This window comes from Micromonospora sp. NPDC048868, assembly GCF_043198195.1.
Taxonomy (GTDB): Bacteria; Actinomycetota; Actinomycetes; order Mycobacteriales; family Micromonosporaceae; genus Micromonospora; species Micromonospora reichwaldensis.
In genome coordinates, this window is sequence record NZ_JBICUN010000024.1 from 79,639 (window position 1) to 93,346 (window position 13,708).

Annotated in this window: 14 protein-coding genes and 1 riboswitch; of the genes, 5 read left to right on the forward strand and 9 right to left on the reverse strand. The window is 74.5% G+C overall.

What is annotated here, in order from left to right; translation table 11 throughout:
• Positions 1-8: 8 nt before the first annotated feature.
• From ACGFNF_RS27465 to ACGFNF_RS27480, 4 genes are all read right to left on the reverse strand, one after another.
• Positions 9-182, reverse strand: coding sequence for a CsbD family protein (locus tag ACGFNF_RS27465; protein WP_132231820.1), 174 nt, complete (start codon positions 180-182; stop codon positions 9-11).
• Between the two features lie 163 nt (positions 183-345).
• Positions 346-2,598 (reverse strand): heavy metal translocating P-type ATPase, encoded by a 2,253-nt coding sequence (locus ACGFNF_RS27470; protein WP_393171632.1) that lies wholly within the window; start codon positions 2,596-2,598, stop codon positions 346-348.
• A gap of 8 nt (positions 2,599-2,606) precedes the next feature.
• A complete protein-coding gene (locus tag ACGFNF_RS27475) occupies positions 2,607-3,605 on the reverse strand; it encodes a hypothetical protein (protein WP_393171634.1) in 999 nt (332 codons plus the stop codon).
• Positions 3,606-3,634: 29 nt separating this feature from the next.
• A complete protein-coding gene (locus ACGFNF_RS27480; protein ID WP_132231826.1) occupies positions 3,635-3,844 on the reverse strand; it encodes a cation transporter in 210 nt (69 codons plus the stop codon).
• A 150-nt stretch (positions 3,845-3,994) separates the two neighbouring features.
• Between ACGFNF_RS27480 and ACGFNF_RS27485 the strand changes: the two genes are divergently transcribed.
• Positions 3,995-4,297, forward strand: coding sequence for a metal-sensitive transcriptional regulator (locus ACGFNF_RS27485; RefSeq protein ID WP_132231828.1), 303 nt, complete (start codon positions 3,995-3,997; stop codon positions 4,295-4,297).
• 176 nt (positions 4,298-4,473) lie between these two features.
• Here the strand turns inward: ACGFNF_RS27485 and ACGFNF_RS27490 are convergent, their stop codons facing one another.
• Positions 4,474-5,100, reverse strand: coding sequence for a DUF305 domain-containing protein (locus tag ACGFNF_RS27490; protein ID WP_393171636.1), 627 nt, complete (start codon positions 5,098-5,100; stop codon positions 4,474-4,476).
• Positions 5,101-5,180: 80 nt separating this feature from the next.
• Positions 5,181-5,831 carry a hypothetical protein gene (locus tag ACGFNF_RS27495; RefSeq protein ID WP_393171638.1) on the reverse strand — a complete coding sequence of 217 codons (651 nt, stop codon included), beginning with the start codon at positions 5,829-5,831 and terminating at the stop codon, positions 5,181-5,183.
• A gap of 475 nt (positions 5,832-6,306) precedes the next feature.
• Between ACGFNF_RS27495 and ACGFNF_RS27500 the strand changes: the two genes are divergently transcribed.
• Together ACGFNF_RS27500 and ACGFNF_RS27505 are read left to right on the forward strand one after the other, a co-directional pair.
• Complete coding sequence (locus ACGFNF_RS27500) at positions 6,307-7,656, forward strand: YibE/F family protein (RefSeq protein ID WP_393171640.1); 1,350 nt, start codon at positions 6,307-6,309, stop codon at positions 7,654-7,656.
• Between the two features lie 166 nt (positions 7,657-7,822).
• A riboswitch (cyclic di-AMP (ydaO/yuaA leader) is annotated at positions 7,823-7,954 on the forward strand.
• Positions 7,955-7,957: 3 nt separating this feature from the next.
• Positions 7,958-8,974 (forward strand): coiled-coil domain-containing protein, encoded by a 1,017-nt coding sequence (locus ACGFNF_RS27505; protein WP_393171642.1) that lies wholly within the window; start codon positions 7,958-7,960, stop codon positions 8,972-8,974.
• Positions 8,975-9,071: 97 nt separating this feature from the next.
• Here ACGFNF_RS27505 and ACGFNF_RS27510 read toward each other — a convergent pair whose 3' ends face one another.
• Positions 9,072-9,824, reverse strand: a complete 753-nt coding sequence (locus ACGFNF_RS27510; RefSeq protein WP_132231846.1) for a carbonic anhydrase — start codon at positions 9,822-9,824, stop codon at positions 9,072-9,074.
• Between the two features lie 211 nt (positions 9,825-10,035).
• On the opposite strand from ACGFNF_RS27510, the gene ACGFNF_RS27515 reads away from it, so the two are divergent.
• Both ACGFNF_RS27515 and mycP read left to right on the forward strand, forming a co-directional pair.
• Positions 10,036-10,377 (forward strand): helix-turn-helix transcriptional regulator, encoded by a 342-nt coding sequence (locus tag ACGFNF_RS27515; protein WP_393171644.1) that lies wholly within the window; start codon positions 10,036-10,038, stop codon positions 10,375-10,377.
• Positions 10,378-10,431: 54 nt separating this feature from the next.
• A complete protein-coding gene (gene mycP, locus ACGFNF_RS27520; protein ID WP_357576690.1) occupies positions 10,432-11,679 on the forward strand; it encodes a type VII secretion-associated serine protease mycosin in 1,248 nt (415 codons plus the stop codon).
• 87 nt (positions 11,680-11,766) lie between these two features.
• Here the strand turns inward: mycP and ACGFNF_RS27525 are convergent, their stop codons facing one another.
• A complete protein-coding gene (locus ACGFNF_RS27525) occupies positions 11,767-13,092 on the reverse strand; it encodes a hypothetical protein (protein ID WP_357580314.1) in 1,326 nt (441 codons plus the stop codon).
• A gap of 16 nt (positions 13,093-13,108) precedes the next feature.
• The gene (locus ACGFNF_RS27530; protein ID WP_311410556.1) at positions 13,109-13,690 is read right to left on the reverse strand and encodes a hypothetical protein; all 582 of its coding nucleotides are present in this window, start codon (positions 13,688-13,690) and stop codon (positions 13,109-13,111) included.
• Positions 13,691-13,708 lie beyond the last annotated feature (18 nt).

A 13,708-nucleotide genomic window follows, 5' to 3' on the forward strand; every position in this document is an offset into this window, starting at 1 on the left:
TACGCGGGTCAGCTCTTGAAGGCGTCCTTGATCTTCTCGCCGGCCTGCTTGAGCTTGGCGCTGGCCTGGTCGTTGCGCCCCTCGGCCTCGAGCCGCTCGTTGTCGGTGGCCCGGCCGGCGCCTTCCTTCAGCTTGCCGGCCGCGTCCTCGGTCGTGTTGTTGATCTTGTCCTCGAAACCCATGTCAACCTCCGGATTGGCGGTGCCGGTACGCCCCTCGAATACCCCGCACCGCCACCGTCCAACCGTCCGGTCACCCACCGCCGCCAGCCGGCAGGCCGCCGGGCCCGCCACGACCGGTGCCGCCGGCCCCTGACGGACGGGGCCGGCGGCACAATGCGGAGGGTCAGGAGACCGGGCGGAAGCCCCGCAGCCGGAGGCTGTTGGCGACCACGAAGACCGAGGAGAAGGCCATCGCGGCGCCGGCGATCATCGGGTTCAGCAGGCCGGCGGCGGCCAGCGGCAGTGCCGCCACGTTGTAGGCGAAGGCCCAGAACAGGTTGCCCTTGATGATGCCGAGGGTGCGCCGGGCGAGCCGGATCGCGTCCACGGCGGCCATCAGGTCACCCCGGACCAGGGTCAGGTCGGACGCCTCGATCGCCACGTCCGTGCCGGTGCCCATCGCCAGGCCGAGGTCGGCCTGGGCCAGCGCGGCGGCGTCGTTGACCCCGTCGCCCACCATCGCCACCACCCGCCCCTCGTCCTGGAGCCGCCGCACGACGTCGACCTTGTCGGCCGGCAGCACCTCGGCGACCACCTCGTCGATGCCCAACTCGGCGGCCACGGCACGGGCGACGGTGGTGTTGTCGCCGGTCAGCAGCACCGGCGTCAGGCCGAGCGCGCGCAGCTGTGCGATCGCCGCCCGGCTCGTCGGTCGGACCACGTCGGCCACCGCGAGGACCCCGCGGGCCCGGCCGTCCCAGCCGGCCAGCACCGCCGTCCGCCCCTGGGCCTCCGCCGTGGCCGCCGCCCGCGCGACCTCCTCCGGTACGTCGAGGCCGTGCTCGCGCAGCAGCCGGGGCCGACCGATGAGCACCTCCCGGCCGTCGACCGTCCCGCTCACGCCGAGCCCCTCGGCGTTGGCGAAACCGGTCACCGGCGGCAGGACGCCCGCCTCGGCCGCCCCGGCGGCGACGGCCCGGGCGATCGGGTGCTCGGACGCCGACTCCAGTGCCCCGGCGAGCCGCAGCAGCTCCGCGCGCTCCTCGCCGGCCGCCGGGACCACGTCCACGAGCGTCATCCGGCCGGTGGTGACGGTGCCGGTCTTGTCCAGCACGACCGTGTCCACCTGCTTCGTGGACTCCAGCACCTCCGGCCCCTTGATCAGGACGCCGAGCTGCGCGCCCCGGCCGGTGCCGACCAGCAGGGCGGTCGGCGTGGCCAGCCCGAGGGCGCACGGGCAGGCGATGATCAGCACCGCCACGGCGGCGGTGAACGCGGCGGTGCCGCCCGACCCGTTGCCGAGCCACCAGCCGAGGGTGCCCACCGCGAGGGCGATCACGATCGGCACGAAGACGCCGGAGATGCGGTCGGCCAGCCGCTGCACCGCCGCCTTGCCGGTCTGTGCCTGCTCGACCAGCCGGGCCATCTGGGCCAGTTGGGTGTCACCGCCGATGCGGGTGGCGGTGACCACCAGCCGGCCGCCCGCGTTGACGGTCGCGCCGACCACGGGCTCGCCCGGGCCGACCTCGACCGGGACGGACTCGCCGGTGAGCATGCTGGCGTCGACCGCCGAGGTGCCCTCGTCGACCACGCCGTCCGTGGCGATCTTCTCGCCGGGCCGCACCACGAACCGGTCCCCCACCACGAGCTGGTCCACCGGGATCCGGGTCTCCGTGCCGCCGCGCAGCACGGCGACGTCCTTGGCGCCGAGTTCGAGCAGGGCCCGCAGGGCCGCGCCGGCGGTCCGCTTCGCCCGCGCCTCGAAGTAGCGGCCGGCGAGGATGAACACGGTCACGCCGGCCGCCGCCTCCAGATAGATGTTGCCGGCGCCGTCGGAGCGGTTGATGGCGAGACTGAACGGGTGGGTCATCCCCGGCGTCCCGGCGGTGCCGAGGAAGAGCGCCCAGACCGACCAGCCGAACGCCGCCAGGGTGCCGAGCGAGACCAGGGTGTCCATGGTCGCCGCGCCGTGCCGCAGGTTGATCCAGGCCGCCCGGTGGAAGGGCAGCCCGCCGTAGGCCACGACCGGGGCGGCCAGGGTGAGCGACAGCCACTGCCAGAAGTCGAACTGCCAGGCGGGCACCATCGCCAGCACGATCACCGGCACGGTGAGCACGGCCGAGACCCACAGCCGGGTACGCAGGCCGCGCAGCTCGTCCACCGGCTCGGCGGCCGGTTCGCCGCCGGCGGGCGTGGGCGGGGGCGGCAGGGCCGCCGTGTAGCCGGTCTTCTCCACCGTGGCGATCAACTCATCCGGGGTGACCTCGTCGGCGTACCGGACGGTGGCCTTCTCCGTGGCGTAGTTGACGGTGGCGGTCACCCCGTCCATCCGGTTCAGCTTCTTCTCGATCCGGGCCGCGCAGGAGGCGCAGGTCATCCCGCCGATCGCCAGCTCGATCTGGTTCGGTGCCGTCAGCAAGGGCTTGGTGGTCATCATGCTTCCCGTCAGTCGTGCCCGTGACCGGGGACGCCGTGGTCGGCGCCGGCGGTCGGGGAGCTCGTGGCGGCGGGCGTGCCCGCCGTCGGGGAGCTGGTCGCCGCCGGTACACCCGGCGCGGTCGGGCTGCCGGCGACGACGGTGAACTCGGCGGTGCGCACCACGCCGCCGTGCTTGAAGTCCAGGTAGAGGCGGTAGGCCCCGGCCGACGGCATCTCCGCCGAGAAGCTCACCTCGGGGCCGGGCCGCGTCCGGCCGTCGCCCGGCTCGCCGTGCGGGTGCACGTGCAGGTATGCCAGGTCGCCCTGGCGCAGCGCCACCAGGTGGCCGTACGCGCCCAGGTAGGGCTCCAGGTCGGTGACCGGCGCGCCGGCGCGGCTCACGGTCAGGGTCAGCTCGGCGGTGCGGCCGGGCTCCGGGGCGCCGGCGAGCGTGACGGTGTAGCCGTCGACCGTGGTGCTGGTCGCCGGGGCGGGCAGGGGTCGCCCGGTCAGCGCGCCGGGGACGGTCACGTCGACGCCGAGCGTCAGCGCCTCGCCCCCGGTCGGGGTGAAGTCGGCGAACGCCCGCCAGACGCCGGGCCCGGCGAGCGGCGAGTCGACCCGCCAGGTGCCGTCCGACGCCATCTCGGGGTGCACGTGCCGGAAGCCGGAGAGGTCGCGGCGGGCCACGATCAGGTGCATGCGCTTGTCGTGCGCCACGTCGTACGCGGTCACCGCCCGGCCGTCCGGGCCGGTGACCTGGAAGGCGAACTGCCCGGCCGGGGCGTCCACCGGGCGCAGGGTGTAGCCGCGGTCGGAGACGAGCAGCCCGCCGGGCAGGTGCGCCGCCGCGCCGTTGTCGCCCCCGTGTCCGTCCTCGCCGCCGTTCCCGTGCCCCCCGGTGGCGTCGTGCGGGGCTTCGGCGGGCGGCGCCACGGGGTCGGCCACCCGGCCGACCCCGTACGTCGCGCCGAACACCACCGCGAGGCCGAGGGCGAAACCGCTCAGCTTCGTCGCCGTGTTCATGGTGTGCCTCGTCTCCCCCGTGCCCGCTGTCAGGCGCCGACGAGGTCGTAGCCGGCCTCGTCGACGGCGGAGCGCACGGTGTCGGTTTCCAACGGACCTTCGCTGGTGACGGTGACCTGACCGGCGGCGACGTCGACCTGGACGTCGCTGACGCCAGGGATCGCGCCGACCTCGGTGCTGACCGCGGTGGCGCAGTGCCCGCAGGTCATGCCCTGCACCTGGTACGTCGTGGTGATCATGGAACTCTCCTCTCGACGCCCCCAGCCTATACCCCCCAGGGGTAAATCGGAGGCGGACCGGTGCCTGTGCCACGTACCGGTACCCGGTGGGGGTATCCCGGTCACGAGCGAACGTACCATACCCCCGAGGGGTACGGTATCCTCGACCCCATGACCACACCGACGCCCACCCCGACCAGGGGTTACACCGCCACCAAGGATCAGCTGCTCGCGCGGCTGCGCCGCGTCGAGGGGCAGGTCCGTGGCATCGAGAAGATGGTCGACGAGGATCGCTACTGCATCGACGTGCTCACCCAGATCTCCGCGATCCAGGCCGCCCTGGACAAGGTCGCGCTAGGCCTGCTCGACGGGCACGCCCGGCACTGCATGCGCGAGGGCGCGGCCGAGGGCCGCGCCGACGAGATGGCCACCGAGATGATGGCCGCCGTCGGCCGCCTCATGAAGCGCGGCTGACCACCGGCCGGTTCCTTCGTCCGTCGGCGCACCGGTTCCGTGCGCCGGGCCCCTCCCGGAAGGATCCGTGCGCCGGGCCCCTCCCGGCCGGATCCAATGGCGGCGCCCCGGCGCCCCCGGGGCGGTACGGCCACGGTGCCCCGGCGCCCCCGGTCGGGGACGCCGGGGCGGGCGACTCAGAACCGGCCGAGGATCTTGCGCATCGTGTCGATCTCCGTCTGCTGGGTGCTGACGATCTGCTGGGCCAGTGCCTTGGCCTCCGCGTTCACGCCCCGGGCCAGCTCGTCGCGGGCCATGGTGATCGCGCCCTCGTGGTGGGCGATCATCATGGTCAGGAACTGCCGGTCGAACTCCCGGCCGGTGGCAGCCGCCAGCTTCGCCATGTCGGCGTCGGACATCATGCCGGGCATCCCGTGGTCCATGTGCGGCATGCCGCCCGGCGACGGCACCGGCCGCCCCCAGGCCGCCAACCAACCGCTCATCGTGGCGATCTCGGGTCCCTGGGCGGCCTTGATCTCCGTGGCGAGCCGCTTGACCTCCGGATCCGCCGCCCGCGTCGGCGCCAGTTCGGCCATCTCCACCGCCTGCTGGTGGTGCGGAATCATCATCTGGGCGAACATCACGTCCGCATCGCCGAACGCGGCCGCACCGGTGGCGGTGGCGGCCGGCCCGCCGGTGCCGGGGGTGCCGTGCCCCGCCCCCGGCGACGAGTGGTCGTCGCCGCCGCAGGCGGCGAGGGCGAGGGCGGCGGTGACGGCGACGCCGGCCAGGGCGGCACGGCGCGCGAGGGTACGAGTGGTCATGGTGAACCTTTCGGTGTCGGAACGTACGCGGCATGACGGGGACGCGGAACGGCGTGCAACCGCACCGCGTCGAACGCGTCCTACCTGCGCAGCACCGAGACCGTGGCGAGCCGCAGACCGACCGGCCGGGGCGGCGGGGCCCGGGGCGGCGGGAAGGCGCCGACCGGTTTGCCCCCGGTCGGGTCGACGGCGCGTACGCGGACCGACAGCAGCGCCGCCAGCAGCAGCGCGGCCGTGAACGCGCCCAGCACCGCCAGGCACACGCCCCACCCGGGCAGCCCTCCCCCCGTGCGGCCGCCAGCGGGCAGGAGTTCCTCGGAGGCGCAGCCCCCGGGACAGCCCACGACGGTCTGGAGGGCCGGCCCGGCGGCGTGCGGGGCGCCGACGTCCCGCGGGGGCGGCACGAGCGCGAGAGCGGCATGCGCGGCGGACACCACAGCGGCGTGCCTGGCGGAGACGACGGGCACCCGGGCGGCGTGCCGTGCCGGCGCGGGAGCGGCGTGCGGAACGGGCGCGGGAGCGGCGTGCGGAACGGGCGCGGCGGCGGCGTGCGGGCCGGGCGCGGCGGCGGCGTGCGGGCCGGGCGCGGCGGCGGCGTGCGCCGATGGGTTCGCGGGATGACCCGTCTGGTGCGAGTCGTGGCCGATCGTGTGCATCGCGGCCAGCCCGAGCAGCGTGCCGACGAGCAGCAGGAGCCGCGCGCCACGCGCCGCCGTCACCGTCGTCCGCACGTCCCTCACGCTAGCGCGTCGGCCCGTGCCGCAGGGGCACCACCCACGGCCGGCCCCCGCACGTGTGCGGGCCGGCACTGGTTACCGCGCGTCAACGGCGCAGGTGGGCCGGTCGGGCACGTATGGGTCCCGCGCGTGGGCAGCCGAACCTGGGCGGCTGGGCGCGCGCAGGTCCCGCGCGTGGGCGTGCCGGGCGGGCGGGCGAAGGTCCGCGCCGCGACACCACCAGCACGACCTGCGCCCCGATGCCGGGGTGGCTACCATTCGGCCGGTGGCCCTCCGGACTCCGCACCACCCGCGCCGCGCCCTCCGCCGGGCGATAGCGCCGACCGTCCGTCGCCGGACGGGAGCCGACGGCCACGGCACGTGACCACAGTGCCACGTGGAGGCGGTTCCCGCCCCCGCACCCGTGGCGACGCTGAACCGACCGGCCCGCCGGCCCGTACCCCGCCCTGGACTCGTTGGGAGACTCACGTTGGGCGCCGACCACACCCGTCCCGCTCCGTCCGCCCCGCCGAGGGTGCGGCGGATCCTCGTCGCGACGGTGGTGCCCCTCTTCGTCGCCACGCTGATCGCCGCCCTGGTGCTGTGGCCGTGGGACGCGCCCGACCCGGCGACCGGCACCGACGCACCCCGCTATCACGGCACGGTGACCCGGGTGGTGACGGAGCCGTGCCCGCCCGCCCCGGAGGCCCCGGAGGGGAGCCCCGACGCGCCGCAGGGCCCCTGCGGCACGGTCACCGTACGGGTGCAGGACGGCCCCGACGCCGGCCAGCAGATCCAGACGCCGATCCCGGCCGGGCCCGGTGCGCCGACCGTCGCCGTGGACGACGAGATCATCCTGGTCGAGCTCACCGACCCCGCCGACCCCACGGCCAGCACCTACAACATCGCCGAGCACCAGCGCGGCAAGCCGCTGGTCTGGCTGGTGGCGCTCTTCGCGGCCGCCATCGTCGCCTTCGGGCGGTGGCGCGGGCTGGCCGCGCTGGGCGGGCTGGCGGCGAGCTTCGCCATCCTGCTGACCTTCGTGCTGCCGGGCATCAGCGCCGGGAACCCGCCCCTGCTGGTCGCGGTCGTCGGCGCCGCTCTGATCATGTTCGTGGTGCTCTACCTGACCCACGGCGTGACCGCGCAGACCTCGGTCGCCGTGCTCGGCACGCTGGGCAGCCTGGTGCTGACCGGTGTCCTCGGCACGATCGCCACCGCCGCGACCCACCTGACCGGGTTCGGCTCCGAGGACGCCACCACGCTGTCGATGTACCAGGCCGACGTCGACCTGCACGGGCTGCTGCTGGCCGGGATCATCATCGGCTCCCTCGGCGTGCTGGACGACGTCACGGTGACCCAGGCCGCCACGGTCACCGAGCTGGCGCACGCCAACCCCGGGCTGTCGCGGACGCAGCTCTACCGGGCGGCGACCCGGGTCGGCCGGGCGCACATCGCCTCGACGGTGAACACCATCGTGCTGGCGTACGCGGGCGCCTCGCTGCCGGTGCTGCTCCTGCTGACCGCCGACTCGCGGGCGGTGACCCAACTTCTCACCAGCGAGTTCCTCGCCCAGGAGATCGTCCGCAGCGCGGTCGCCACCCTGGGCCTGATCGCCGCCGTGCCGCTGACCACCGCGCTGGCGGCCCTGGTGACCACGGCCGGCCGACGCGGCGGGGACGCCACCGACCGCGCCGCGCCCGCGACCGCGCCGACTCCCCGGCCGGCGGCCGACCGGTCCGAGGCGCTGGAGGCCCTCAGCGGGCCGCGTGGGGACACGCCGTCCGCCGCTCCCGCCGGATGGCCCGACGGGCGCAGAAGTACGGACACCGCATGGTGACGCTCCTCAGCGTGACCGAACAGGACGTTCAGCCTGATAAACGCGTCACTGGTCACCGTCCGCCATTACGAAATAACGCATTTAGTCGGCTTAGGGACGTAGATCCCCGGGAGCGTTCTCGGGTAACCTCGCTGCCGGTCACCGCCGAAGGCGCGCAGCGGCGCCTGCGGTGCCGCCGCCCAATCGCCGCGAGGCGAACCGGGGACCCAGGTACGTGGGGTGAATCCGCGACAGCGGTAGGGGCCACTTCCGCCCCGAACCCGTCAGCTAACCCGGTCGGCGGTCGACGGAAGGGAAAACTGTGACGGCACCCCTACGCCGCTGGTTGACGCCCGTGGTGGCCGTACTCGCCGCTCTGGCGGTCTTCGCCGGGCCTCTCCCGGCGGCGGCCGCGCCCACCCCGCCCAAGCCCTCCGGGCACGGGGACGACGAGCCCAAGCTGCTCGACGACCTCATCGAGGCCCGGAACCGGTCCTACGTGCAGGCCAAGGCGAAGCTGGCGAAGTCGAAGAAGCGCCAGCTCGAACTGGCCCTGGAGGTCTCCCGGGCGCAGGCCGAACTGAACGCGCTGGCCCCCCAGGTCAGCCAGATCGCCGCCCAGTCCTACCGCACCGGGCGGATCGGCGCGGTGTCCATGCTGCTGGACACCGCCAGCCCCGACTCGTTCGTCAAGCGCGCCGCCGCCCTCGACGAGCTCAACCTGGTCAACTCCAAGAAGCTCGCCGAGGTGAACGCGGTCAAGGACCGCGCCGAGCAGGCCAAGCTGGCGCTCGACACCGAGGTCCGCGAACAGCAGAAGCTGACGAACGAGATGGCGCGCGGCAAGCGGGAGGCGGAGAAGGCGCTCGCGCTGGTCGGCGGCAGAGGGCTGACCAGTGGCAAGGTGGTCGCCACCTCGCCGGTGGCGAAGATCGCGCCGGGGCGGACGGCCGACGGCGACTGGACGCCGCTGTCACCCACCGAGGACGACCCCACCACCTCCGGCCGCATCACCGCGCGCACCCTGCACATGTACAAGGAGGTCAAGCGGGCCGGCTTCAACCGGTTCGTCGGCTGTTACCGCCCCGGCGGGCCGTACGAGCACCCGAAGGGCCGGGCCTGCGACTGGTCGCTGCAGAGGAGCGGCTTCTCCCCCTGGCACAACGACGACACCTACATGTACGGCAACAACCTGACCGCGTTCCTGGTCCGCAACGCCGACCGGCTCGGCATCTACTACGTGATCTGGAACAGACAGATCTGGTTCCCGGCGACGGGCTGGAGTTCCTACAGCGGCCCGTCGAACCACACCGACCACGTCCACGTGTCGCTGCTCTAGCCGGGACACACGTACACAGAGGGCCGCCCCGCCGGACGCGGGAGCGGCCCTCTGTCGTCGTGCGGGCCCGCCGCGACGACCTGCCGGGCGAACGGAGTCAGGCGAGCGCGGCGCTGGCCGCCGCCTCCGGCGCGTCGGCCGTACGGGCGGGCACCTCGGCCACCGTCCGCACCTCGCCGGCGGTCAGCCGGTACGACATGCCGACCACCCCGCAGCGGCCGGCGGCCACCTCCGCGGCGAGGACGGCGGAGCGGCCCAGCATCGCCTCGACGGTGTGCGCGATGTGGATGTCGACGATGCCGTCGATGTCGTGCACGCCCTCGGCGGCGGCCCGGCGCAGGCTGGGCACCACGGCGTCCACCACGGCGCACAGGTGCCCGACCGGCGGGGTGCCGGTGGCGTCCGCCGCACGAGCCGCCTGGACGGCCCCGCAGGAGTCGTGACCGAGCACCACCACCAGCGGCGTGCCCAGGACCGTGACGGCGTACTCCACGCTGCCCAGCACCTCGGGACCGATGGTGTGCCCGGCGGTGCGGACCACGAAGAGGTCACCGAGGCCGCGGTCGAAGATGATCTCGGCGGCGAGCCGGGAGTCGGAGCAACCCACGATCACCGCGAAAGGGTGCTGCCCGTCGGCGACCGCGGCGCGGTGCCCGGCGTCCTGGTTGGGGTGGCGCGGGGCGCCGGTCACGAACCGCCGGTTGCCGGCGTGCAGCTCGGCGAGCGCCTGCTCGGGACTCGCGGGGACGGCGATCGCGGTGCCGACGTCGGCCGGGGCCCCGCCCGTGGCCGGCGCCGGGAGCGTCCGCTCCGGGCCCGGTTGGCTTCCTGGCGATCCGGGACGACTCATCCCACACCTCGCTACCTCACGTGAACGGCCTGGTCACCCGGGCCGACGCTGGACGCGGGCTGCCACCACCGTCACACGCACTGCAAGATACGTCAAGGGATGCGTGATATGCATTTCATATGTTCGACGGCCCCGGCGCGGTGGCGGTCGGGGTGCCGCGCGTCCGTCGGCCGCGAGGGCGCGCAGGAAAACACGAAGCAGGGGCCATACGATGGCGGGCATGGCGACGACAGGGGAGAACGGGAGCACCCGCAACTGGACCTTCCTCACCAACCACGGGCACGTGCTGCTCGCCATCGCCCGCAACCCCACCGCCCGGCTCCGCGACCTCGCCGACGAGGTGGGCGTCACCGAGCGGGCCGCGCAGGCGATCGTCGCCGACCTGGAGGCCGGCGGCTACCTGAACCGCACCCGGGTGGGCCGACGCAACGAGTACACGCTCAACCCCGCCGGGCGGTTCCGGCACCCCGCCGAAGCGGACCGGCAGGTCGGCGCCCTCCTCGCCCTCTTCGCCGACGACCAGGAGCCGGCCGAGGCCACCGAGCGTTCCTGACGAGGGGCCCGGGCGGCGGCACGCCGCTCCGGCCCCCGGCGGTAATCTCACCGCGTGCGCGAGAGTTTCCGACCGGGCGGGACCGGGCCGACCCGCCGAGGCGGGCGCGGTGCCCGCGCGGTCCTCGGTGGAGCGGCCGCGGTCCTGCTCGGCACCGCCGTCATCGCCCCGTCGCCCGCCTCGGCGGCGGTCCCCCGCTGCGGGCCCCCCGGGGTCGCCGCCCCCGCCGAGACGCCGTGGCCGCTGAGGAGACTCGAACCCTCGTCGGCCTGGCGGATCTCCCGGGGCGCCGGCGTCACGGTGGCGGTCATCGACTCCGGCGTCTCCGCCCTCCATCCCGCCCTGAAGGGCCAGGTCAAGGTGGGCCGGGACTTCAACGGCCTGCCGCAGCAGCAGGGCCGCTGCGACCTCGCCGGCCACGGCACCATCGTCGCCGGCATCATCGCCGGGAAGGAGGGCACCGGCGCGTCGTTCAGCGGCATCGCCCCGCAGGCCAGGATCCTCCCGGTACGCGTCCTGCCCGACACCAAGACCACCGTCGACGAGGGGCTGCCGGGGCAGATCGCCGACGCGATCCGGTGGTCGGTGCAGAACGGCGCCGACGTGATCAACCTGTCGCTGGTGACCCTGGACCGGCAGGATCTCGCCGACGCCGTCCGCTACGCCCTCGACGAGGGGGTGGTCGTGGTGGCCGCCGCCGGCAACCGCCAGGAGAACCAGCAGGACAGGCCCGCGTTCCCGGCCGCCTACCCGGGAGTGATCGCGGTCGCCGGGGTGGACGAGGAGGGCGGTCACGTGGGCAGCTCGGTCAGCGGGGACTACGTCGACCTCGCGGCGCCCGGGCTGAACATCCTCGGCCCGGCCCCCGGGGGCGAGGGCTTCCTCGCCGAGCCGCAGGGCGGCACCAGCTTCGCCGCCGCGTACGTCTCCGGGGTGGCCGCGCTGGTCCGGGCCGCCCACCCCGACCTCGACCCGGAGCAGGTCGCCGACCGGCTGATCCGGACGGCCGACAGCCCGCCCGAGGGGAAGAACGCCGAGGTCGGCCACGGGGTGGTGAACCCGTACCGGGCGGTGGCGACCGTGCTCGGCACCCGTACCGACCCGCCGGCCGGCGCGATGCCGGCACCGCCCTCCACCGAGGACCCGCTCGCCTGGCAGGGCACCGTCGCGGTCTGGGCCGCCGCCGTCGGCGCGCTCGTCGCCGCGCTGCTGCTGTCCGTCAAGCCGATCCTGATCCGCGGGCGACGCCGGGGCTGGCGCCCGGGCCGCCGCCCGTCCGCGACGGACGCCACGACCGGCTGACGCCCTTCTCCCGCACCGCCCCGAGCCCGCCCGGACAGCGTCGAGCGCCGCCCACCGGTGCGGTGGACGGCGCTCGGCGTGACTCCGTCAGCGCAGGATGCCCGGCGTACCGCCGCCGTCCGCGCCCCAGACGTCCTCGTCCTCCTCCAGCCAGGTGTTGCGAGGGGTCTCCTCCTCGCCGTAGCCGGCGCCCATGCCGGCCATGCCACCGACGCCCCGCGCGCCCGCACCGACGCCCTTGGCGCCCACGCCGGCGGCACCCGCGCGCCCGCCGCCACGGCCGGCCCCACCGGCCGCGCCGCCCATCATCGGGCCCATGCCACCCGCACCGAGCTTGCCGCCGGCGCCGAGCTTGCCACCAGCGCCCCGGCCGCCGCCGCGATTGGCGCCGGCCGCGCCGCCGCCCATCATCGGGCCCATGTTGGGGCTCACCGGCCGGCCGAGCGAGCCGCCGCCCGGGATGACGCCCCCGCCGCCCAGCCCGCCACCGCCACCGCCGCCGAGCCCGGTGGTGCCGGGCAGGCCGCCGCCACCGCCACCGCCGCCGAGCGCGGGGACCGTCGGGGCGCCGGCACCGGCCAGGCCGCTGCCGTAGTCGTCGGCGAGGCTGCCCGTGCTCGGGTCGTAGCCACCGCTGGGGTCGTAACCACCGCTCGGGTCGTAGCCGCCAGTGGTCAGGCCGGGGTGCGCGGTGGAGCCGATCCCGGTGGTCCCGGTCTCGGGCACGCCGGCCCCGCTGAGCGACGGCATGCCACCGCCCGGCATGCCGCCGGTCGAGGGCATCCCGCCCATGCTGGGCGCACCGCCCATCGGACCGGCACCCGGGCCACCGCCCAGGTTCGGGGTCTCCACGTTCGGCGACTGGGTGGTGCCCGGCGTGGTCTGGCCGGGCGTGCCCGAGTCGATGGTCACGTATTCGCCGCTGACCTGGTTGTAGACCTTGGCCGCCTCGTCGGACTTGTCGTTGAGCCAGTCGGCGAGCGAGGTGAGCGGGTCGAGCAGGCCCAGGAAGTCGGGCTTGACCTTCATCTCGAAGAGGCCCGTGTCGATCACGATGCGGCCGTTGCGCGCCTCCAGCACGTCGTTCACGCAGCTCGCGGGGATGGGGAACTCGGCCTGCGCGGCGCTCAGCTTGTCGGCGGCGGTCTTCAGCGACTGGACGATGCCGTTGTGCTTCTCGGCGTCGTCGACGACCCGGCCCGTGTCCGTGGCGATCTGCTTGATGTGGGTCTTGAAGGACTCGTACGCCGGGCCCTTCCACACCTCACCGAGATCGGCGACGTTCGTCTCCAGGCTCTCCTTGACGGAGTTCAGGTTCTTCAGCAGCTGCTCCCAGCCCAGGGCGGCGCTGGTGACGTCGCCCGGCCTGCCCGCGACGACGATCTGCTGGCACATCTCTTCCCAGCTCGGCATCCTGTCACCCTCCCGATCAGCCGTTGGATCCGTTGGTGGCGGCTTGGCTGAAGGCGCGCTCCATCTCGGCGGCGGACATGGCGTTCGCCTTCTCCGCCGTCTCGTAGTTCTCCTTGACCTCGCGCAGCGCGTTGGCGGCCTGGTAGAGGTCCTCGGCGAGCTTGCGGACGCTCTGCTGCGTGGTGGTGAAGAGGCTGCCGTGCTTGCGGGCCAGGTCGCCCGCCCGGTCGAAGGCGCCGAGCGGGCTCGTCGCCCCGCCCCCCACGCCGTTCATGCCGCCCGACGCCGCCGCGCCGCCCATCCGGTCCTGGATCTCGACCATCGTGTACGACTGCTTGTTGAGAAACGAGGCGTGCGACTCCAACCACTCGATGGCCTTGTCCAGACTGGACGCGTCCCACTCCGTGTTGTCGCCGCTCTCGCCCGACCCCGGCACCAGGCCGGAGGGGGTCTGCGCCCGGTTGACGTTGTCCATCGTGATGCCGCTGACGTGCACGGTGGGTGCCAGCGGGGTGATGGGCATGTACGGGGTGTCCACCCGGATCTCGTCCGGCTGGTCCGTCCTGTCCACCTGTGGGCTCGTCCGGTCGTCCGTCATCGGTTCCTCCCCGTCGCC